The following is a 19,928-nucleotide window of genomic DNA, read 5'->3' on the forward strand; positions in this document are numbered from 1 at the left end:
CCGCCCGGCTTTGAACCGCCCGTGCGGCGCCGATGCGGTGTCTGTGCGACCCCGGGTGAGACAATGGACGGGATGCCGACCGACGTGCCCTCGAACCTCCCGCCCGTGCTCCGGCCGGAGCGACCGCCCCACCGCGACCTCGCGGAACTGGCCCGACGCTTCGGCGTGCGCAGCGTCGGCGACGTCGAGGGGACGACCCTGACCGGGATCACCCTCGCCACGGCCGACCTGCGCGCCGGCGAGGCCTTCGTCGCGATCCGCGGCGTGAACCGTCACGGCGCCGACTTCGCGACCACCGCCGCCGAACGCGGAGCCGTCGCCGTCATCACCGACGCCGACGGAGCGGAGATCGCCGCATCCGCGGGTCTGCCCATCGTCGTGGTCGACGACCCCCGCGCCCTGCTCGGGGAGCTGTCGGCCTGGGTCTACGGCACCGGCGCCGACGACGATCTGCCGACGTTGCTGGCCACCACCGGCACGAACGGCAAGACGAGCGTCTCCCACCTGCTCGAGGGGATCCTCGGCCAGCTGGGGGTCGTGACGGGCCTGTCGTCGACCGCCGAGCGCCACATCGCCGGCGAGGTCATCGTGTCGCGTCTGACGACGCCCGAAGCCTCCGAGTTCCACGCGCTGCTCGCCCTCATGCGCGAGCGGGGCGTCGAAGCCGTTGCGGTCGAGGTGAGCGCCCAGGCCCTCACCCGTCACCGCGTCGACGGACTGATGTTCGACGTCGCCGGCTTCACCAACCTCACGCACGACCACCTCGACGACTACGCCGACATGCGCGAGTACTTCGAGGCGAAGCTGCCCCTCTTCCGCGCCGACCGCGCGCGCCGCGGCGTCGTGTGCCTCGACTCCCCCGCCGGTGCCGAGATCGCGGCGCGGGCCGAGATCCCCGTCGTCACGATCGTCACCCCGGCCATCGCCCACGACCCTACGGCGACCGCCGACTGGGCCGTCGAGATCGTCGACGAGCGACAGGAGGGCACGCAGTTCACGCTGCGGTCGGGCGACGGTCGCTCGCTCACGACCGTGGTGCCGGTGATCGGACGGCACATGGCCGCCAACGCGGGACTCGCGATCGTCATGCTGCTCGAGGCGGGGTACGCGTGGGACCGCCTCGTCGCCGCGCTCGACGGCGCGCGGATCGACGCCGCCCTCCCCGGGCGCACGCAGCTGGTGTCGGGCTCCGAGGGGCCGGCGGTGTACGTCGACTTCGGCCACTCCCCCGACGCGTTCGAGAAGACGCTCGCCGCGGTGCGGCGCGTGACCCCCGGCAAGGTCGTCATGCTCTTCGGTGCCGACGGCGACCGCGACGCCACGAAGCGCCACGACATGGGCCGCACGGCCGTCGAGGGCAGTGACATCCTCATCGTCACCGACCACCACCCCCGCCACGAGAATCCGGATGCCATCCGCGAGGTGCTCGTCGAGGGCGCCCGCCGGGCGCGACCCGACGCCGAGATCCACGCCTTCACGCCGCCCGAGCGCGCGATCCTCGAGGCCGTGAAGCTCGTAGGCGAGGGAGACGCGATCCTGTGGGCCGGCCCCGGCCACCAGGACTACCGCGACATCCGCGGGGTGCGCACGCCCTACTCGGCGCGCGAACTGTCGCGCCGTGCGCTGCGCGCCGCGGGCTGGGCCGTGCCCGACCCGCAGTGGCCGGTGCCGTATCCGGCCGATTCGACGCCGTCGTCCGACCCCGAGCGCCCGGTCGACTTCCCTGCCTGAGGCTCTGCGGCGGGTCGGCGACGGATCACGCCTCGAAGCCGTCGGCACGGCACAAATCCTGCACACCCGCGCCGCACGCCGCGGAAACCGCGGTCAGCGACGCTCGTGCAGGAGTTGAGCAGCGCCCGCCCCCAACCCCGCAGCCGCCGCGAGCGCACTCGCACGCAGCGCCGAGCGCCGGTAGCGCCGCACCGCCGCCGGCACGGCACAACTCCTGCACACCCGAACCGCACGCCGCGGAAGCCGCGGTCAGCGACGCTCGTGCAGGAGTTGTGCAGCGCCCGCCCCAACCCCGCAGCCGCCGCGACCGCACTCGTGCCGAGCACCGACGCGCGCCTCCGAAACCGGGCTCAGCGACGTCTCCGCAGGAGATGGGCAGCGCCCGCGGCCGCTCAGCGGGCGGCGATGATCTGGTCGGCGGTGTGGCGCGCCCAGGCCTCGGCCTCGGCGAGCGACTCGCGCGTGAGCGCCGCAGGCGGCTCGTGCCGATCGACGACGCGCTCGATGAGCTCGACGATGTCGAGGAAGCCCAGGCGTCCCTCGTGGAAGGCGTCTACCGCCTGCTCGTTCGCGGCGTTGAACACGGCCGGGAACGTCGCCCCCGCCCGTCCGACGCGCTTGGCGAGCGCGACCGACCCGAAGGCCTCCTCGTCGAGCGGCTCGAAGGTCCACTGCGACGCGCGCGTCCAGTCCAGCGGTGCGCCGACGCCCCCGACGCGGTGCGGCCAGTCCAGCCCGAGCGAGATGGGCAGACGCATGTCGGGGGGCGAAGCCTGCGCGACGGTCGACCCGTCGACGAACTCGACCATCGAGTGCACGATCGACTGCGGGTGAACGGTGACGTCGATGCGGTCGTAGGCGACGTCGAAGAGCAGGTGCGCCTCGATCACCTCGAGGCCCTTGTTCACGAGGGTCGCCGAATTGGTGGTCACCACCCGGCCCATGTCCCACGTGGGGTGCGCGAGGGCTTGCGCGGGGGTGACGTCGGCGAGCTCGGCACGGCTGCGACCGCGGAACGGGCCCCCGGATGCCGTGAGCACCAGCCGACGCACCTCATGCGCCTCGCCGGAGCGGAGCGCCTGCGCGATGGCGGAGTGCTCCGAATCGACCGGCACGATCTGCCCCGGGGCAGCCAGCGCGGTGACGAGGTCGCCGCCGACGATCAGCGACTCCTTATTGGCCAGCGCGAGGGTGCGGCCCTCCTCGAGCGCGGCGATCGTCGGGCCCAGCCCGACCGACCCGGTGATGCCGTTCAGCACCACGTCGGCCTCGACGTCGCGGACGAGCTGCTCGGCCTCGAGGGCGCCCAGCGCGACGTGCTCCACGCCGAAGTCGGCGGCCTGCGCCTCGACGCCGACGCGGTCGGAACCCGCCGCCAACCCGACCACGTCGAAGCGGCCGGGGTTGGCGCGGATGACGTCGAGCGCCTGCGTCCCGATCGAACCGGTGGAACCGAGGATGAGGACGCGGCGCATTCGGTCAGCCTACTGAGTGGCTTCGGGGGCGTGCTGCACGCCGAGGATGTCGATGACGAAGACGAGCGTCGAGTTCGGCGGGATGCTGCCCTTGTCCTGGTCGCCGTAACCCTCTGCGGGCGGGATGACGGCAAGCACCCGCGAACCGACCGCCTGCCCCTCGAGCGCCTTGCGGAAGCCGGGGACGACACCGGTGGTCGGGAACTCTGCCGGGGTTCCCTTCTGCCACGTCGAGTCGAAGACGGTTCCGCCGTCATAGAGCGCGCCCGAATACTGCACCGTGACCGTATCGCCGGGCTCGACGAGGTCGCCCTCACTTGTACGGAGGTTCTCGATCCGAGTCTCTTGCGGAGCGGGAGCACTTGGCATGGTGATGGTGGGGGAGCCGTCTTCCGCGACGGTCACCGTCGGCATCCCGTCGGTCGGGGGAACGTCGCTGACCGGGACATCCTCGATCGCATCCGCCACCAGGATGTACGCCGGCGATCCCTGTCCGAGCGTGCCGGCCGGGAAGGTGGAAACGGTGCGAGAGCCAACCGGGATGCAGGCCAAGGCCGCCCCAAAGATCTGCCGGGTGTCGAGCACTAGGTCTTTGCCCGTGGGGTCGGTCTTGAGCGTGTCGTAAAGAACCTCACCCGTCGTGGCGTCAACGACGGTGTAGTTCGCCCGCACCACATCGCCGTCGGTCAGCTCCGTGCCGCCTCCCTCGATGACGGTGCTGCGTTGCACCGCGGTGGGCGCGAACCCATCCGGGCGGGTAACGGTGACGGGGCCCTCGAAGTCGCCCGACACTTCGAGGCCGGCGGGCACCTCGCCGGTGAAGGGCGTGCCGCACTCTGCGGCGTCAGCGCTCGAGCTGGCATCCGGGGACTGCGCCTGGTCGGGCGAACCGGAGCACCCCGCCAGCAGCAACGCCGCGGCGGCGGCGACGGACAGGGAAGCGATCGGGCGGAAGCGCACGGGAGACCTCTCGAAGGGAGTCGGGAAGATCCCATCTTCGCGCATTCCGCTCTGCCGCGCCTGGGAGTCCCACCGCGGCGCGCCTTTCGCGCGTCGGCGCCGGTCATGCGCGCGCGGGTATGCGGCGACGAGTAACCTCGTCGGGTGAGTTCCGACCTGCCCGCCGAAACCCCCGCAGCACGGCCGCAGCAGATGGGCGCCACGTACGTCCTGGGTCGCTCCTTGATCGCGCCGCTCGCCCGCGCGATCTACCGCCCGCGCGTGGAGGGCCGCGAGAACGTCCCGCGCACGGGTCCCGTGATCTTCGCCAGCAATCATCTGTCGTTCATCGATTCGATCGCGATCCCCGTCGCCGCCCCGCGTCCCGTGCACTTCATGGCCAAAGCGGCCTATTTCGAGAAGTGGGCGTCGCGGCAGTTCTTCACCGCCATCGGTGCGATCCCGGTCGAACGCGGAGCGGGCCAGAAGGCGCTGGACGCGCTCGACCAGCAGCGGGCGTTCCTCGACGACGGCCGCGCCGTCGCGCTCTACCCCGAGGGCACCCGTTCCCTCGACGGCCGCCTGTACAAGGGACGCACCGGTGTCGCGTTCCTCGCCCTGCAGACGGGCGCGCCGGTCGTCCCCGTGGGCCTGCTCGGCACCGACGAGGTCATGCCCGTCGGCGCGAAGTTCCCGAGCACGTCACCGCGCATCACGGTGCGTTTCGGCACGCCGCTCGACCTGTCGCCTCACGGTCCGGCGTCGTCCGGCCGTGCCCGTCGGGGTGCCACCGACGAGATCATGGCCGCCATCCACGCCCTCAGCGAGCAGGAACTGGCGAACGCGTACAACGAGGCCCCCGCGCAGAACCCGATCGAGCGCATCAAGCAGGTCCTCCCCCACGAACGCCTCTGACGCACGCCGCGCGCTCTTGACGCGGCGCCCACCGGCGAGCATCGTCGGGGGTGCGACGGCCCCCGCCGTCGATGCCACGACGAGGAGGCAGCGTGAAGAAGTTCGTGAACGACCCCGATGACGTGCTGGCCGAGGCCCTGCGGGGCATCGCCGTCGCCCACCCCGATCTCAGGGTGGATGCCGAGAACCGCGTCATCTCGCGAGCGGAGCCGACGCGTGCGGGCAAGGTCGCGCTGGTGTCGGGGGGAGGGTCAGGTCACGAGCCGTTGCACGGCGGCTTCGTGGGTCGCGGCATGCTCGACGCCGCGGCCGCGGGCGAGGTGTTCACCTCCCCCACCCCGGATCAGGTGCTCGCCGCCACGCAGGCCGTCGACTCGGGCGCCGGGGTGCTGCACATCGTGAAGAACTACACCGGCGACGTGCTGAACTTCGAGATGGCCGCCGAGCTCGCCGAAGCCGCCGGCGTGCGGGTCGAGTCGGTCGTCGTCGCCGACGACGTCGCCGTGCAGGACTCCACCTGGACCGCCGGCCGCCGCGGAACCGGCACCACCGTCGTCGTCGAGAAGATCGCCGGCGCCCTGGCCGAGGAAGGGGCCGATCTCGCCGCTGTCGCCGAGCTGGCGCGGCGCGTGTCCGGCGCGGGCCGCTCGATGGGCGTAGCCCTGACCAGCTGCACCGTGCCCGCCGCGGGCCGCCCCACCTTCGAGCTCCCCGACGACGAGATGGAGGTCGGTGTCGGCATCCACGGCGAGCCCGGCCGCTCGCGCGTGAAGCTGGCATCCGCTCGAGAGATCGCGAAGCTCATGGTCGACCCGATCGTCCACGATTTCGGCGACCCGGTGGGGCCGGCGATCGTGCTGCTGTCGGGGCTGGGCGGCACGCCGCTCATCGAGCAGTATCTGCTCTACGGCGAGATCGCACCGTTGCTGGCAGACGCCGGCGTCGATGTGCAGCGGGTGCTCATCGGCGACTACATCACCAGCCTCGACATGGCCGGCGCCTCCCTGACGGTCGTGAAGGCCGACGACGAGATGCTCCGCCTGTGGGACGCCCCGGTGGTCACCGCGGGCCTGCGGTGGAGCGCATGAGCGACGCCGTCTCGATCGACGATCTCGTCGCGTGGATCCGCGCATTCCGTGACGCCGTTCACCGACACAAAGACGAGCTGACGCGACTGGACTCCGAGATCGGTGACGCCGACCACGGCTCCAACATGGCGCGAGGGCTCGATGCCGTCGTCGCCGCGCTGAACCCCGCGCCGGCGAGCGCGTCCGAGCTGTTCAAGACGGTCGGCATGACCCTCGTGTCGTCGGTGGGCGGCGCCAGCGGCCCCCTGTACGGCACGCTGTTCCTGCGGATGGGCCCGGCGCTGGCCTCGGATGAGGTGGATGCCGAGACCCTCGGCGCGGCGCTGCGGGCCGGGGTCGACGGCGTGATCGCCCGCGGCAAGGCCGAGCCCGGCGACAAGACGATGATCGACGCGCTCTCCCCCGCGCTGGACGCGTGGGATGCGGCGGCGAGCGAGGGTTTCGCCGCGGCCGCCCGCGCAGCCGCCGAGGCCGCTGCGCGCGGTCGTGATGCGACCGAGCCGCTCGTCGCGCGCAAGGGACGCGCCAGCTACCTCGGGGAGCGCAGCGCCGGACACCTGGATCCCGGCGCGACGTCGGCGACCCTCCTCCTCGAGGCGCTGCGCGACACCCTGGCGGGCACCGGGTGATCGGTCTCGTCGCCGTCTCGCACAGTCGCGCCCTCGCGGAGGCGGCCGTCGAGCTCGCCCTGCAGATGGCGGGAGCCCGCCCGCCCACGATCCGCGTGGCGGGGGGCGGGCCCGACGGCGACCTCGGGACCGATGCCGTCGCCATCGCCGCAGCCGTCGACGAGGCCGACTCCGGCGACGGTGTGCTCGTGCTCATGGACCTGGGCTCGGCGATCCTCAGCGCCGAGACGGCGCTCGAGTTCATCGCCGCCCCGGAACGTGTCCGGCTGAGCTCGGCGCCGTTCGTCGAGGGGCTGGTCGCCGCCGTGGTCACCGCCGCCGGCGGTGCCGACGTCGACGCCGTCGCCGCCGAGGTCCGCGGTGCGGGCGATGCGAAGCGACGGCAGCTCGGCGACGCCGAGGCACCGGCATCCCCCGGCGACGCCCGCGGCTCGGCGACGTCGAGCGCGGTCCCCGCGGCATCCGGAGTCGTCGGCGACGCACTGTCGTTCGAGACGGTCGTGGTCAATCCGTCGGGCCTGCACGCGCGCCCCGCGGCGACGTTCGTGAAGGCGGCGTCGCGATACGACGCCGAGGTGCGCATCGCCGATCTCGACGCCGGCTCCGACCAGGTGTCGGCGCGCAGCCTCCTCGCGCTCATGGCTCTCGGCATCCGACCGGGAGCGCGGGTCAGGGTGAGCGCGTCCGGCCCGCAGGCTCGGCAGGCCCTCGACGACCTCCGGGCGCTCATCGACGACGGCTTCGGCGAGCGCTGAGGTGTCAGGAATCCACCCGTTTGACGTGGACGGGATTCCACCGCGACCCGCGCGTGGGAGAGGAATCCTCGTTCAACAGCCACCCCAGTGGACTCAGGAATGCGGTGCCCGCGTACACGATGCTGACGCCGAGGTTGCCGACTCTCTCCCAGGTATGGGAGAGCCATTCGGGGAAGGACAACCCCGCGCGCCATGTGACCACGGCCGCGATGAGTGAGACGATCATCAGCGCAACCAGCGCGGTTGTCGCTGTTGCGAGTACGTTGAAGACCGCGCCGGCCTGCACCAGCGCCGTCAGTGCCAAGAGGACGGTCGCACCCGCGCGGCTGCCCCATCGATCGCGCATCGCGAACACCACGGCGATGATCAGCAGCAGAACGGAAACGACAACGAGGGCACCCGCCCGTGCCGCGAACCAGGTCTCGACCGACGCGAGCCACGCACTGGGTGCGCCCAGCCACACGAGCAGTCGCGCCACCTGCCGGAGGGGGCGTATGTCCTGGGAGGCACCCCACAGCGCCGCGATGAAAAGGACAGCGCAGACGAAGCGGTAGACGTTGTCGAGTGTCAGTTTGAAGAAGCGTTCGATGACGTCGAAACTCATGACCCGACGGTATCGATCGGCAGGTCATCTCGACCCCGCCTGCTTCCCCCGAACGCAGGGGTGAAGGTGCGCGCCCGGTGTGGGGCCTCAGCGGGTGACGCTCAACAAGCGACGCGCCAGCGCTTCCTCGACGACGAGCTCGGTGATCAGCCCCGCGGCGAGCGCGCCCCGCAGGCCGTCGATCTTCGACAGGCTCGAGACGACGCAGAAGCGTCGGGGGATGCGGCGGACGGTGTCGAGATCGGGGCCGCTGGAGCGGGCGTTGAGTTCCGGGATGTCGCTCGATCCGTCGGCGCGGTAGAAAACGGTCGCGCAGTCGCCGACGACGCCCTCGCGCTCGATGACGGCGCGGTCGCGCTCGTCGAAGTAGTCACCGCTATAGACGTGCGAGGGCACGTCGGCGTGCGGGGAGCCGAGTCCGAAGACGAACAGCCCCACCCGCTGCTGGATCTCCAGCACGGACCGCACTGATCGTTCGCGCCACATCGCCTGCTTGGTCCGCGGGTCGTCGAAGAGGGCGGGCACCGGGAATTGGTGCACCGACGACGACCATGCCGAACCGAACTTTGTGAGGATCTCACCGGCATACGGGATGCCGGAGGTGCGGACGTTGGCAGCGCCGTTCATCTGCACGATGTGGGTGTCGTGCACGTCTTTCAGCGGCACGTGCCGGGCGACGGCCGACAGGGTCGACCCCCACGCCACCCCGACTGTCATCGACGATTCCACGCGCTCGGCGAGGATGCGCGCCGCGGTCAGGGCGGTGCGCTCGAGCCGCTCGGCCTCGGACGTGCGGGCGGGCGTGGGCACGACGTGCGCCGTGATGCCGAACCGGTCGGCGATGCGCTGCGCCATCTGCCCGCGGGCGTCGTCGGGCGGACTGATCGAGATGGTGACGAGCCCCACATCGCGAGCGTGCTGCAGCAGCCGCGAGACCGATGAGCGCGAGACGCGCATCTCGTGCGCGATGGCATCCATCGTCAGGTCTTGCATGTAGTAGAGCTGCGCGGCCCGCAGGGCGTCGCGGGAGCGCTCCTCCGCCTGCGTCGTCACCGTGTCGTCGCCTTCATGGACATCATTCTGCACGTTTGTTCAAGGGGCTTGCAACAACGTGCAGACAGGCGCATCCTCGACGGGTATCCACAACGAAAGGTCGCAGTCGACATGTCGTCCCCCGCAACTCCGCTCCGCGCCGATGTGCAGGCGCTCCGCGACGCCGAAGACCTCGACGTCCTGATCGTCGGCGGGGGCATCAACGGCCTCGCCACCCTCCGTGACCTCGCCCTGCAGGGCGTGCGGGTCGCTCTCGTCGAGCGCGGCGACTTCGTCTCCGGTGCGTCGTCCGCTTCCAGCCACATGGTGCACGGCGGCATCCGCTACCTCGAGAACGGCGAGTTCCGCCTCGTGAAAGAAGCCGTCACCGAGCGCAACGACCTGCTGAAGACGGCGCCGCACTACGTCAAGCCGCTCGAGACCACCATTCCGATCTACAAGACGTTCTCCGGCATCCTCTCGGCCCCGTTCCGCCTGCTGGTCACCCACGGCCGCGGCAAGCCGAACGAGCGCGGCGCCCTGCTGATCAAGGTCGGCCTCATCATGTACGACACCTTCTCGCGCGACGGCGGCTCGGTCCCGCGCCACAAGTTCCTGGGCAAGAAGAAGTCGCTGGCCGAACTCCCCCAGCTCAACCCCGACCTCGCGTACACCGCGACCTACTTCGACGCGTCCATGCACGACCCCGAGCGCATCGCCCTCGATGTGCTGCGCGACGGCATCGAAGCCGGCGCCGGACGCACCCAGGCCGTCAACTACGTCTCCGCCGTCGGCGCCGACGCGAACGGCGTGCGCGTGCGCGACGAGGTCTCGGGCGAGGAGTTCAGCGTCACGGCGAAGGTGATCCTCAACACCGCCGGACCCTGGACCGACCTGGCAAACGCCGCAATGGGCCTGAAGACGCAGTTCATGGGCGGCACCAAGGGGTCGCACATCGTGCTCGACAACCCCGAGCTGCTCGCCGCGACCGGCGGCCGCGAGATCTTCTTCGAGCACTCCGACGGCCGCATCGTGCTCATCTACCCCCTGAAGGACCGCGTCCTCGTCGGCACCACCGACATCGACGCCGACCCGTCGAAGCCGGTGGTGTGCACCGACGACGAGATCGCGTACTTCTTCGATCTCATCGGCCACGTATTCCCCTCGATCAGCGTGGACCGCTCGCAGATCGTCTACACGTTCTCGGGCATCCGCCCGCTCCCCCGCCACGACGACACCGCCCCCGGGTTCGTGTCGCGCGACTACCGCATCGTCGAGGACGAGATCGCCGGCGTCCCCGCCCTCAGCCTGGTCGGCGGCAAGTGGACGACCTTCCGCGCCCTCGCCGAGCACCTCAGCATGAAGACACTGCAGAAGCTGCGTCGCCCGCACCGCGTGAGCACGCAGGGCCTGCCGATCGGTGGCGGCGCCGGGTTCCCCGCCACGCCGGAGCAGCGTCGCCGCTGGGTCTCGACGCGCACGAATGCCCACAGCACCGAGCTCGTGGATGCCATGCTCGAGCGCTACGGCACGCGCGCCGACGCGATCCTCGACGCACTTCCCGCCGAGCCGACGCCGGTCCCCGACGCTCCCGGCTACTACCGCGAAGAGCTGGCCTGGATCGCCGAGAACGAGCAGGTCGTGCACCTGATCGACGTGCTGCTGCGCCGCACGCACCTCGCGTTTGTCGGCGGCATGACCGACCGCACGCTGCGGGAGGTCGCCGAGACCGTCGCGGGCCCGCTGGGGTGGGATGCCGACGAGGTCGACGAAGAGATCTCCCGCACGACGGACATCCTGCGGGCTTCGCACCGCGTGGATCTCGCTCAGGCGGGGGTCGCTCGAATCTGAGAGAACGTGCGGGCGCGCCGTCTGTTGCGCGCCCGCACGCCGGTCGTAGGTTCGGAGCACTGAGCCGCATACCATCACCCGTGCCGAAGTTGACCGGGTGACCGAAGAAAGGTCAATGACGACATGCAAGAAGTGAACCTGGGGCTGTACTTCCTCTCGGAGGTGGTCGGCACCGCGATGCTCATCCTGTTGGGTTGCGGCGTGGTGGCCAACGTGGCCCTCGCCAAGACCAAGGGCAACGCCGGCGGCACCCTCATGGTCAACTGGGGATGGGGCCTTGCGGTCTTCGCCGGTGTGATCGTGTCCGCCTACTCGGGCGCGCAGCTGAACCCCGCCGTGTCCATCGGCCTGCTGGTGGCCGGCAACATCTCGTTCGTCCAGTTCCTGGTCGCAGTCGCCGCGCAGATGGTCGGTGCGATCATCGGCGCCGTGCTCGCCTGGGCGTCGTACAAGCAGCATTTCGACGACGAGCCCGACCCCGCCGCCAAGCTCGGCGTGTTCTCCACCGGCCCCGCGATCCGCTCCTACGGCTTCAACTTCCTCACCGAGATCATCGCCACCTTCGTGCTCGTGTTCGTCATCTTCGGCTTCGCCGACTACGGTGTGGCCGACATCGGCGTTCCGGGAGGCATCGGCGGCCTCGCCGCCGTCCCCGTCGCCCTGCTCGTGGTCGGAATCGGCGCGTCGCTCGGCGGACCGACCGGATACGCGATCAACCCGGCCCGCGACCTCGGCCCCCGCATCGCCCACGCGATCCTGCCCATCAAGGGCAAGGGCGGCAGCGACTGGGGCTACGCCTGGGTGCCGGTCGCCGGCCCCCTGGTCGGCGGTCTGCTCGCGGGCCTGCTCGCCCCGGTACTGCTCGGCCTCGCCAACTGATCCTCGTGCGGGGGCGCCGAGCGGCGCTCCCGCATCCGCTTCTCCCCTTCCTCACCACCACTGACAAAGGAGTCCATCCATGGCCGACTACGTCCTCGCCATCGACCAGGGCACGACCTCGACGCGCGCGATGATCTTCGACAAGTCCGGGAGCGTCGTCTCCGTCGGGCAGAAGGAGCACGAGCAGATCTTTCCCCGCGCGGGGTGGGTCGAGCACGACCCGCTCGAGATATGGCGCAACACCCAGGAGGTGATCGGCCTCGCCCTCAGCCGCGCCGACATCACCCGCCACGACATCGCCGCCGTCGGCATCACCAACCAGCGTGAGACCGCGGTGGTGTGGGACAAGAACACCGGCAAGCCCGTGTACAACGCCATCGTCTGGCAGGACACGCGCACGCAGTCCATCGTCGACCGTCTCGCCGACGGCGACCCCGAGCGCTACAAGAGCGTCGTCGGCCTGCCGCTGGCGACCTACTTCTCGGGAACCAAGATCGTCTGGATCCTCGAGAACGTCGACGGCGCCCGTGAGAAGGCCGAGGCCGGCGACCTGCTGTTCGGCACGACCGACACCTGGGTGCTGTGGAACCTCACCGGCGGCACCGACGGCGGCGTGCACGCGACCGACGTCACCAACGCCAGCCGCACGCTCTTCATGGACCTCGAGACGCTCTCGTGGCGCGAGGACATCCTCGCCGACTTCGGCGTCCCGGCGTCCATGCTCCCCGAGATCCGCTCCTCCTCCGAGGTCTACGGCACGGTCGAGTCGTCGTCGCTGCTGCGCGAGACGCCGATCGCCGGCATCCTGGGCGACCAGCAGGCAGCGACCTTCGGCCAGGCCGCCTTCGACCCGGGTGAGAGCAAGAACACCTACGGCACGGGCAACTTCCTCATCTTCCAAACGGGGGAAGAGATCGTCCGCTCCCAGAACGGTCTGTTGACGACCCTGGGCTACAAGCTCGGCGACCAGCCCGCCCGCTACGCCCTCGAGGGCTCGATCGCCGTGACCGGCTCGCTCATCCAGTGGTTGCGCGACCAGCTCGGCATCATCTCCTCGGCCCCCGAGGTCGAGGCCCTGGCGTCGAGCGTCGACGACAACGGCGGCGTGTATTTCGTGCCGGCGTTCTCGGGCCTGTTCGCACCCTATTGGCGTCCCGACGCCCGCGGCGCCATCGTCGGCATGACGCGCTACGTCAACAAGGGCCACATCGCCCGCGCGGCTCTCGAGGCCACCGCCTTCCAGTCCCGCGAGGTGCTCGACGCCGTCAACGCCGACTCGGGCGTCGACCTGGAGGAGCTGAAGGTCGACGGCGGAATGACCGCAAACGACGCGCTCATGCAGTTCCAGGCCGACATCCTGGGTGTGCCGGTCGTGCGTCCGGTCGTCGCCGAGACCACTGCCCTCGGCGCCGCCTACGCCGCGGGCTTGGCCGTGGGCTTCTGGGACAATCTCGACGACCTCCGCGCCAACTGGCAGGAGGACAAGCGCTGGGAGCCGCGCATGGACACCGACGAGCGTGAGCGGGAGCTGCGCCTGTGGAAGAAGGCCGTCACGAAGTCGATGGACTGGATCGACGACGACGTGCGCTGACACCGCCCGCTCACGTAAGAGAACCCCGTCGGCCTCGCGTCGGCGGGGTTTCGTCGTGTGGTGACTGCCGGGGGCTTCGACAGGCTCAGCCACCTCGCCGCGGAGGTCCCTGAGCCTGTCGAAGGGACCGGTCGCGTCCGCGAAACGCCGGGTGCCCGGCATCCGGATGCCGATGACTCAGCGCTGCGGCTTGGGGTACGCCGTGCGCACGACGTCGGACTGCAGGTAGTCGCTGACCCCGATGAGCAGGATGGCGAAGAGGATCTGCTCGGTGACCACCCAGAACGGGTAGAGCCCGGGAATGGCGGCGAGCACGAGAGCGACCACGGGGAAGATGCGGCTGAACAGCTGCAGGGCGCCGGAACGCCCAGTACCACCCCGCCCGCGCGCGCCACGAGAAGTAGAAAAGTGTCGTCGTGATCGCGAGCACGACGAGGCACCGCATCCACACCGCGAACCCGACGTCGGCACCGTTCACCGTCATGACGAATGCGACGACGACCGTTGCCACCCCCAGCACGAAACCCGCCGTGAGCAGGAGCGTGATCGCGCGGAAGGCACGGCGGACCTTCGGATCGTCGGAGACGTCGACGCGGTGGTCCGCCTGGCGTCCGCCGGCGATCCGGTCGAGGCGGCGTAGGGCCGGTTCGAGCTGCATGCGCTCACCCTACGACGCCGAGACGGCCCCCGCTTTCCGCGCTCTATCCGTCGCTCAGCCGACCGTGATCTCCGGCTCGTGACGCACCGGGAAGTTGACCGAGTTGGCGATGAAGCACCACTCCCGGGCCTGGCGGTGCGCCGCCCGCGCCGCCTCCACCATCGACTCCTCGACGACGCGCACGCGGGGCCGCAGCACGACCTCGGTGAACGCACCGCCGCTGTTGCCGTCCTCCCGCATCGTGCCCGACGCGTCGTCTTCGTACGCCGTCACGACCACGCCGACGGTGACGCACGCGTGCAGGTACGACAGCAGATGGCATTCGCTGAGCGCGGCGAGCAGCAGCTCTTCGGGGTTCCACTTGGCCGGATCACCGCGGAAGGGTTTGTCGGCGGATGCCGCGATGGCGGGCTTGCCGTCGACCTCGAGCGTGACGGCGCGGTCGTAGTCGCGGTAGCCGCTCGTGCCGCTGCCACGGTCACCGGTCCAAGTCGAGCGCAGGCGGTAGTGATGCTCTCCGTTCATGCCTCCAGTCTGCTCCTCCCCGCGCTCGAACGGGCACCGCGCACGTGGCTGCCACCCGGTCGCCGCGAGCACGCCGGGATACGATGGAAGGATGCCAACGCCCCCCGCCTTCGCCGAGCTCGCCGTCGTCGACCGCAACGGATTCATCGAGTCGCGGCACCACGGCGTCGCGGTCGTGCTCGCCCCCGACGGCTCCGAGACGCTCGCTCTCGGCGACCCGTCCGCGCCCTTCCTCCCCCGTTCCAGCATGAAACCCCTGCAGGCCCTCGCCTGCTTGTCGGCCGGCGTCGACCTCTCCGACGAGCGCCTCGCGATCTCGATGGCGAGCCACTGCGGCACCGATCGGCACGCCGAGGTGGCCCGTGGCATCCTGCAATCGGCCGGTCTCACCGAAGACGACCTCGGCTGCCCGGCCGCGTGGCCGACCGATACGGCCTCGCGCGACGAACTCGTGCGCGACCACGGCGGCCCGTCTCCCCTGCGCATGAACTGCTCGGGCAAGCACGCCGCGATGCTGCTGACGTGCGTGGCGAACGGGTGGCCGACCGAGGACTACCTCGACGTGCAGCACCCGCTCCAGGTGCACATCCGCGAGGTGATCGAGCGGCTCGTCGGCGAGCGGCTGACGACCACCGCGATCGACGGCTGCGGCGCCCCGGTGTACGCGATGAGTCTGGTGGGACTCGCTCGTGCCATCCAGCGCATCGCCACGTCGTCAGAGCGGTCCCCCTTCGCCCTGCACCGCAGCGCCGGCACCCTCGTGCGCGCCGTGCGCGAGCACCCGTGGACGATCGACGGCCCGGGGCGCCCCGACACCGTCGTGATCGAGCGCCTGGGTGTGTTCAGCAAGATGGGCGCCGAGGGCGTGCAGGTCATGACGGCCCCCGACGGCACCACGGTCGCGCTGAAGATGCTCGACGGCTCCAACCGCGCCGGTCATGTGGTCGCCCTGCGGCTGCTCGAGCGCGCCGGCGCCCTCACCGCCGAGGCGGTGGCCGACACGGTGGCGCACCTGTCGCTGTCGGTCCTCGGCGGCGGCGTCGAGGTCGGCGCCATCCGCGCCGCGGTCTGAGGGCGTCTCAGATCCCGCCGTCCACCGACCGCGGGTAGGTGATCGGCTCGTCGGGGACGAGCACGGCGGTGTCGCGGTTCAGGCTCTCCCCGCGGAAGAAGGGCTTCGCTGCCGGAAACGCGAACCAGATCAGCATGAGGACGACGCCGACGGCGAGCGCCCCGATCCCGACGACGAAAGTACCCCCGACCCCGAGCAGCACGGTGTTGCCGTACTCGGGGTCGTACATGTCGACCGCCGACTGCACGAAGGCGAGAGTGAGCATGACGGCGCCGAGGAGGGGCAGGATGCCGCGCACCAGCAGGTTCTTCGCGGAGGTGAACAACTCACGGCGGTAGAACCACACGCACGCATAGCCGGTCAGGGCGTAGTAGAAGGCGATCGCGAGACCCAGCGACAGGATCGAGTCCTGCAGGATGTCGTCGCTGATGATCGTCATGCCCACGTAGTAGACGCTGGCGACGACGCCCATGACCAGCGTGGAGAACGAGGGGGTCTTGTAGCGCGGGTGCACGGCGCGGAACCGCGCGGGCAGCGCCTTGTAGGCCGCCATCGCCAGCGTTCCCCGCGCGGTGGGCAGGATGGTCGTCTGGGTGGATGACACCGCCGAGATGAGCACGGTCACCACCAGTACCCAGCCGAACGGCCCGAAGAGACCGTCCTTGAGGGCGAGGAAGACGTCCTCCGCGTTGTCGGGGTTCGCCAGTCCCGCGCCGTCCTCACCGACGCCGGCGTACATCATGGCCGCGACGGTCACCGTCACGTAGGTGCCGAGCAGGATCACCGTGGTGAGCAGCGCCGCACGCCCGGGAGTGCGCCTGGGGTCTTTCGTCTCCTCGGTGAGGGCGAGGCAGGTGTCCCATCCCCAGTAGGCGAAGAGGGCCAGCAGGACCGCCTCGGCGAACCCGCTGAAGTCGTCGACCCCGAACGGGTCGAACCAGCCGATGTCGAACGGGGTGGGGTTCGGCGCGGTCCCGTCGAAGAACTTCCACAGCGCCAGCACCACGAACAGGGCGAGCACGAGATACTGCACGGCCAGCAGGACGTTCTGCACCCGTTCGCCGATCTCGACACCGCGGTAGCTGATGAAGGTCATCGCGGCGATGAAGGCCACTCCCGTCACGGTGACGAGGGGGGCGTTCTCGGCGAGAGAGTCGTCGCCGACGAGCGACCACAGGTACACGCCCGCGATCTGCGACAGGTTCGCCAGCACCACCATCCCCGCAACGGCGACGCCCCAGCCCCCCAGCCACCCGATCCACGGCCCGAACGCCTTCGTGCTCCAGGTGAAAGTCGTGCCGCAGTCGGGAACGGCGTTGTTCAGCTCGCGGTACGCGAAGGCGATGAAGAGCATGGGGATGAAGGCGAGGATGAACGCGATCGGAGCCGAGGCGCCCACGGCCAGCACGACGAACCCGAGCGTCGCGACGAGCGAGTACACCGGTGCGGTGGATGCCAGACCGATCACGGTCGAGCCCCACAGTCCCAGGGTTGCGGTGGCCAGGCCCTTGCCGGCCGTGCGTTCGGGTGCAGCGGTCATGTGCCGAACGTAGGAGCTGGGCCGCGTGGCGGTCAAGCGACGATTTCGTGCGCCGATGCGCCGGTGGTCAGGCGTCGCTGCGCGAGACGTCGAGCACGACGATGGTGATGTTGTCGCGCCCACCGTTCTCGAGCGCCGCGGCCATCATCGCCTCGACGGCTGCGGCGGGGTCGACGTTCGCCTCGAGGAAGTGACGGATGCCGAAGTCGGTCAGCTCTTTGGTGAGACCGTCGGAGCAGATGACGAAGCGATCGCCGTCGATCACGTCGAGCCGCAGGTAGTCGGGTTTGACGCTGTCGCTGGGCCCGACGGCGCGGGTGATGACGTTGCCGTACGGGTGGTTCTCCGCTTCTTCCGGGCTGAGGCGCCCGGCGGCGATGAGTTCCTGCACGACAGAGTGGTCGGTGGTGACCTGGACGATCTCGTCGTCACGCAGCAGGTAGACGCGCGAGTCGCCGATGTTGAGCGTGACCCAGTGGGGCTCTTCGGTGTGCGTCTCGAGGTAGACGCCGGTAAGGGTGGTTCCCGTGCCCTCGTCGGTCGTCTCGGGGTGGGAGACGATGTCTTTCACCGCGCGCGACAGCGCCTTCTCGATGTTCTTGGTCGACACGGTACCGCCGTCGACGACGGCACGGAGACGATCCACCGTGCTGGCGCTGGCGATCTCGCCCCCCAGGTGCCCGCCCATGCCGTCGGCGACGACGAAAAGGGGGAACTCGGCGAGGACGGCGTCCTGATTGACCTCACGCCGGCGGCCGGTGTCGGTGCTGGCGGCCCATGACAACTCGAGCGTCGTCCGACCCAGCGGGACGCTACGTGTGTGAGTGGTCACCTCGGGCACGAACGATCCTCCGGTTGGCCGACGACTGCGCCGGCGAAAGCGCGCGGCCCTGTCATCCTAATGGACGCCCGCGCGCGACCCCGGTTCATCGTCATCTCACCGCCGGGTCGGCGGGAAGACCCCGGATGCCGACGACCACCGGGAGGTGGTCGGCATCGGGTGTCGATGCGGTCGCAGCTGCGGCGTTCGCAGTCGCAGCCGCGGCGATCACGCGCCCCTGCTCGCGGTCGTGATCGCCGCGATCGCACCGGAGATGCGCGGCGGGCCTCCCGTCGGAACGGAAGGCCCACCGTACGTTCAGATCTGCGGAGGCGGCGGGGTGGTCCCGGGCGCCGGCGGAGACGTCGTGCCGGCCGCGGGCGGGGCGGCGGGAGCGCCGTATCCGGAGCCGCCGACCTGCTGGCCCGGTTGCACCGGCACGCCGTCCCAGATCGTCGTGTCGGCTGCCACGGTGTTCGCCCACGGCGCCGGAGCGATGGCCGGATTCCAGCGCGCAGAGCCGAAGGCGAGGATCCCGAGCCAGATGAGGGTTCCGATACCGGGGATGAGCCACAGCAGCAGCAGCGGCCAGTCCTTGCCGAACTTCAGGCCGACCCGCCAGGCGACCGCGACGCTGGCGGCGACGGCGACGAGACCGAACACGAAGCCGATGACGGGGATGCTGCTGAGCGCGCTCGCCCCGACGATGACGATGAGGTAGGCCCAGGGTGAGACGTCGCCGAGCTTGGCCGCCACGAGGGTGTTGTAGATCGGCACCCAAGCTCGCCACTTGCCCTGAACGCCTGCCTTCTCGAAGATCTTCATGAGCAGGAACGACGAGATGATGTAGCCCGCGAAGATGCTAATGAGCAGGAGGGGCAGCAGAACGATGAGGAAAGCGAGCGCGGCGAGCCCGCTTCCCCCGTCATACGTGTAAGACGAACCACTCATGTGGATTCCTTTCCCGACGAGTGCGCGACGAAGCGTCCGTGCGCCCCGTGCGCTCACATGCTAGCGAGGCTGAGAGAATCCTGAAAGCAGGGGGTTCGTCATGAAACGACCAGGGCGAGCTCGCCCCGTTCGCCATCGACGAGGGTCCAGCCGGCCGACGCCGCCCACGCGCGCAGGTCGGCGACACCCCCGACGGACGGCCTGTCCTCGGCCAGCGCACGCACGAACGCACCTTTCGCGTGCTTGTTGAAGTGGTTGAGGGCCCTCACCGCTCCCCCAGTCGCAGCCGTCACGACACGCACATAGGCGGAACGCACACCCGGCGGGAGCGGGCCGAGAGCCGCGTACGCCTCCGACCGCAGGTCGAGCACGAAACCGTCCGCCGCCGCGGCGAACGCATCGCGGACGGCATCGGCCCACAGGCGTCGGAGAGCCGGCACACCCGGGAGCGACGCCCCCGCCGCCAACCGGTACGCCGGGATGCCGTCGAGAGCGCCGACGGGCCCGAACGGCGCCGAGTGGATCGCCACGTGCGCCGCGAGCCACGACCGCGCCTCGAGGTCGAGGGATCCCGCCTCCAAGGCGTCGAAGAGGACGCCGGTATAGCGGTCGATGGCGGGCATCGTCGGGGCGGTGCGCAGGGCTGCATTGTCGCCGATCTCGTGACGGCGCTTGGCGCTGAGCTTCAGCACCCGCGCCGCCTCGTCTTCGTCTGCCGACAGCGCGATGAGGGCGTCGATCACGGCGTCTCGCTGGGGGCGGAGGGAGCGGAACGCCAGGGCGTCGACGTCGAGGGCCGCGCCGTCGCCGCCGGCACGCTTCGTCTCGGACGGGGGAAGCAGAACGAGCATGCGATCTCCGGAAAAAGCGACG

At 70.3% G+C, this 19,928-nt stretch carries 19 protein-coding genes; 9 read left to right on the forward strand and 10 right to left on the reverse strand.

The genetic code is table 11. From position 1 onward, the window contains the following. Positions 1 to 72: 72 nt before the first annotated feature. Positions 73 to 1,731, forward strand: coding sequence for a Mur ligase family protein (locus QE410_RS11215; RefSeq protein ID WP_307331814.1), 1,659 nt, complete (start codon positions 73 to 75; stop codon positions 1,729 to 1,731). A gap of 392 nt (positions 1,732 to 2,123) precedes the next feature. Here QE410_RS11215 and dxr read toward each other — a convergent pair whose 3' ends face one another. Beyond that, positions 2,124 to 3,206, reverse strand: coding sequence for a 1-deoxy-D-xylulose-5-phosphate reductoisomerase (gene dxr, locus QE410_RS11220; protein ID WP_307331817.1), 1,083 nt, complete (start codon positions 3,204 to 3,206; stop codon positions 2,124 to 2,126). A gap of 9 nt (positions 3,207 to 3,215) precedes the next feature. After that, the gene (locus QE410_RS11225) at positions 3,216 to 4,166 is read right to left on the reverse strand and encodes an FKBP-type peptidyl-prolyl cis-trans isomerase (RefSeq protein ID WP_307331822.1); all 951 of its coding nucleotides are present in this window, start codon (positions 4,164 to 4,166) and stop codon (positions 3,216 to 3,218) included. A 192-nt stretch (positions 4,167 to 4,358) separates the two neighbouring features. Between QE410_RS11225 and QE410_RS11230 the strand changes: the two genes are divergently transcribed. The 4 genes from QE410_RS11230 to dhaM all read left to right on the forward strand — a co-directional run bounded on the left by QE410_RS11230 (position 4,359) and on the right by dhaM (position 7,532). After that, positions 4,359 to 5,060, forward strand: a complete 702-nt coding sequence (locus QE410_RS11230) for a 1-acyl-sn-glycerol-3-phosphate acyltransferase (protein ID WP_261742758.1) — start codon at positions 4,359 to 4,361, stop codon at positions 5,058 to 5,060. A 92-nt stretch (positions 5,061 to 5,152) separates the two neighbouring features. Further along, positions 5,153 to 6,148, forward strand: a complete 996-nt coding sequence (gene dhaK / locus QE410_RS11235) for a dihydroxyacetone kinase subunit DhaK (RefSeq protein WP_307331825.1) — start codon at positions 5,153 to 5,155, stop codon at positions 6,146 to 6,148. Then, positions 6,145 to 6,777 carry a dihydroxyacetone kinase subunit DhaL gene (gene dhaL / locus QE410_RS11240; protein WP_307331828.1) on the forward strand — a complete coding sequence of 211 codons (633 nt, stop codon included), beginning with the start codon at positions 6,145 to 6,147 and terminating at the stop codon, positions 6,775 to 6,777. Before dhaK ends, dhaL begins: the two co-directional genes overlap by 4 nt. Further along, positions 6,774 to 7,532, forward strand: a complete 759-nt coding sequence (dhaM, locus tag QE410_RS11245) for a dihydroxyacetone kinase phosphoryl donor subunit DhaM (protein ID WP_307331831.1) — start codon at positions 6,774 to 6,776, stop codon at positions 7,530 to 7,532. The genes dhaL and dhaM overlap by 4 nt, the downstream gene beginning before the upstream one ends. Positions 7,533 to 7,536: 4 nt before the next feature. Here dhaM and QE410_RS11250 read toward each other — a convergent pair whose 3' ends face one another. Both QE410_RS11250 and QE410_RS11255 read right to left on the reverse strand, forming a co-directional pair. Beyond that, the gene (locus QE410_RS11250; RefSeq protein ID WP_307331833.1) at positions 7,537 to 8,136 is read right to left on the reverse strand and encodes a hypothetical protein; all 600 of its coding nucleotides are present in this window, start codon (positions 8,134 to 8,136) and stop codon (positions 7,537 to 7,539) included. Positions 8,137 to 8,223: 87 nt separating this feature from the next. Then, entirely contained in the window at positions 8,224 to 9,189 is a 966-nt protein-coding gene (locus QE410_RS11255; RefSeq protein WP_307331837.1) for a sugar-binding transcriptional regulator, read from the reverse strand. 111 nt (positions 9,190 to 9,300) lie between these two features. Between QE410_RS11255 and QE410_RS11260 the strand changes: the two genes are divergently transcribed. From QE410_RS11260 to glpK, 3 genes are all read left to right on the forward strand, one after another. Beyond that, positions 9,301 to 11,019, forward strand: a complete 1,719-nt coding sequence (locus QE410_RS11260) for a glycerol-3-phosphate dehydrogenase/oxidase (protein ID WP_307331839.1) — start codon at positions 9,301 to 9,303, stop codon at positions 11,017 to 11,019. 123 nt (positions 11,020 to 11,142) lie between these two features. Continuing rightward, positions 11,143 to 11,898 (forward strand): MIP/aquaporin family protein, encoded by a 756-nt coding sequence (locus QE410_RS11265; RefSeq protein WP_307331842.1) that lies wholly within the window; start codon positions 11,143 to 11,145, stop codon positions 11,896 to 11,898. Between the two features lie 79 nt (positions 11,899 to 11,977). Continuing rightward, on the forward strand, positions 11,978 to 13,489 hold the full coding sequence (glpK, locus tag QE410_RS11270; protein WP_307331845.1) for a glycerol kinase GlpK: 1,512 nt from the start codon (positions 11,978 to 11,980) through the stop codon (positions 13,487 to 13,489). A gap of 177 nt (positions 13,490 to 13,666) precedes the next feature. Here glpK and QE410_RS11275 read toward each other — a convergent pair whose 3' ends face one another. Together QE410_RS11275 and QE410_RS11280 are read right to left on the reverse strand one after the other, a co-directional pair. Continuing rightward, positions 13,667 to 13,816, reverse strand: a complete 150-nt coding sequence (locus QE410_RS11275; RefSeq protein ID WP_307331849.1) for a hypothetical protein — start codon at positions 13,814 to 13,816, stop codon at positions 13,667 to 13,669. Positions 13,817 to 14,201: 385 nt separating this feature from the next. Continuing rightward, complete coding sequence (locus tag QE410_RS11280; protein ID WP_307331854.1) at positions 14,202 to 14,672, reverse strand: OsmC family protein; 471 nt, start codon at positions 14,670 to 14,672, stop codon at positions 14,202 to 14,204. Positions 14,673 to 14,763: 91 nt separating this feature from the next. Here QE410_RS11280 and QE410_RS11285 point away from each other — a divergent pair, with 91 nt between their 5' ends. After that, positions 14,764 to 15,744 (forward strand): asparaginase, encoded by a 981-nt coding sequence (locus QE410_RS11285; RefSeq protein ID WP_307331857.1) that lies wholly within the window; start codon positions 14,764 to 14,766, stop codon positions 15,742 to 15,744. Between the two features lie 7 nt (positions 15,745 to 15,751). Here QE410_RS11285 and QE410_RS11290 read toward each other — a convergent pair whose 3' ends face one another. The 4 genes from QE410_RS11290 to QE410_RS11305 form a co-directional block, all read right to left on the reverse strand. Beyond that, positions 15,752 to 17,284, reverse strand: coding sequence for an APC family permease (locus QE410_RS11290; RefSeq protein ID WP_307331860.1), 1,533 nt, complete (start codon positions 17,282 to 17,284; stop codon positions 15,752 to 15,754). 67 nt (positions 17,285 to 17,351) lie between these two features. Continuing rightward, entirely contained in the window at positions 17,352 to 18,125 is a 774-nt protein-coding gene (locus QE410_RS11295; RefSeq protein ID WP_307331863.1) for a PP2C family serine/threonine-protein phosphatase, read from the reverse strand. A gap of 297 nt (positions 18,126 to 18,422) precedes the next feature. Beyond that, positions 18,423 to 19,055 carry a large exoprotein gene (locus QE410_RS11300; protein ID WP_307331866.1) on the reverse strand — a complete coding sequence of 211 codons (633 nt, stop codon included), beginning with the start codon at positions 19,053 to 19,055 and terminating at the stop codon, positions 18,423 to 18,425. Between the two features lie 98 nt (positions 19,056 to 19,153). Next, the gene (locus QE410_RS11305; RefSeq protein ID WP_307331869.1) at positions 19,154 to 19,906 is read right to left on the reverse strand and encodes a YaaA family protein; all 753 of its coding nucleotides are present in this window, start codon (positions 19,904 to 19,906) and stop codon (positions 19,154 to 19,156) included. Between the last annotated feature and the right edge of the window lie 22 nt (positions 19,907 to 19,928).

The organism is Microbacterium sp. SORGH_AS_1204 (assembly GCF_030818935.1).
Classification (GTDB): domain Bacteria; phylum Actinomycetota; class Actinomycetes; order Actinomycetales; family Microbacteriaceae; genus Microbacterium.

Excerpts from the sequence above, each read along its gene's own strand:
- QE410_RS11285 (WP_307331857.1), top strand. The coding sequence starts at position 14,764 with ATGCCAACGCCCCCCGCCTTCGCCGAGCTCGCCGTCGTCGACCGCAAC.
- dhaL (WP_307331828.1), top strand. The coding sequence starts at position 6,145 with ATGAGCGACGCCGTCTCGATCGACGATCTCGTCGCGTGGATCCGCGCA.
- QE410_RS11290 (WP_307331860.1), bottom strand. The coding sequence starts at position 17,284 with ATGACCGCTGCACCCGAACGCACGGCCGGCAAGGGCCTGGCCACCGCA.
- QE410_RS11265 (WP_307331842.1), top strand. The coding sequence starts at position 11,143 with ATGCAAGAAGTGAACCTGGGGCTGTACTTCCTCTCGGAGGTGGTCGGC.
- QE410_RS11305 (WP_307331869.1), bottom strand. The coding sequence starts at position 19,906 with ATGCTCGTTCTGCTTCCCCCGTCCGAGACGAAGCGTGCCGGCGGCGAC.
- QE410_RS11215 (WP_307331814.1), top strand. The coding sequence starts at position 73 with ATGCCGACCGACGTGCCCTCGAACCTCCCGCCCGTGCTCCGGCCGGAG.
- QE410_RS11280 (WP_307331854.1), bottom strand. The coding sequence starts at position 14,672 with ATGAACGGAGAGCATCACTACCGCCTGCGCTCGACTTGGACCGGTGAC.
- QE410_RS11260 (WP_307331839.1), top strand. The coding sequence starts at position 9,301 with ATGTCGTCCCCCGCAACTCCGCTCCGCGCCGATGTGCAGGCGCTCCGC.
- dxr (WP_307331817.1), bottom strand. The coding sequence starts at position 3,206 with ATGCGCCGCGTCCTCATCCTCGGTTCCACCGGTTCGATCGGGACGCAG.
- QE410_RS11300 (WP_307331866.1), bottom strand. The coding sequence starts at position 19,055 with ATGAGTGGTTCGTCTTACACGTATGACGGGGGAAGCGGGCTCGCCGCG.
- glpK (WP_307331845.1), top strand. The coding sequence starts at position 11,978 with ATGGCCGACTACGTCCTCGCCATCGACCAGGGCACGACCTCGACGCGC.
- QE410_RS11230 (WP_261742758.1), top strand. The coding sequence starts at position 4,359 with ATGGGCGCCACGTACGTCCTGGGTCGCTCCTTGATCGCGCCGCTCGCC.
- QE410_RS11250 (WP_307331833.1), bottom strand. The coding sequence starts at position 8,136 with ATGAGTTTCGACGTCATCGAACGCTTCTTCAAACTGACACTCGACAAC.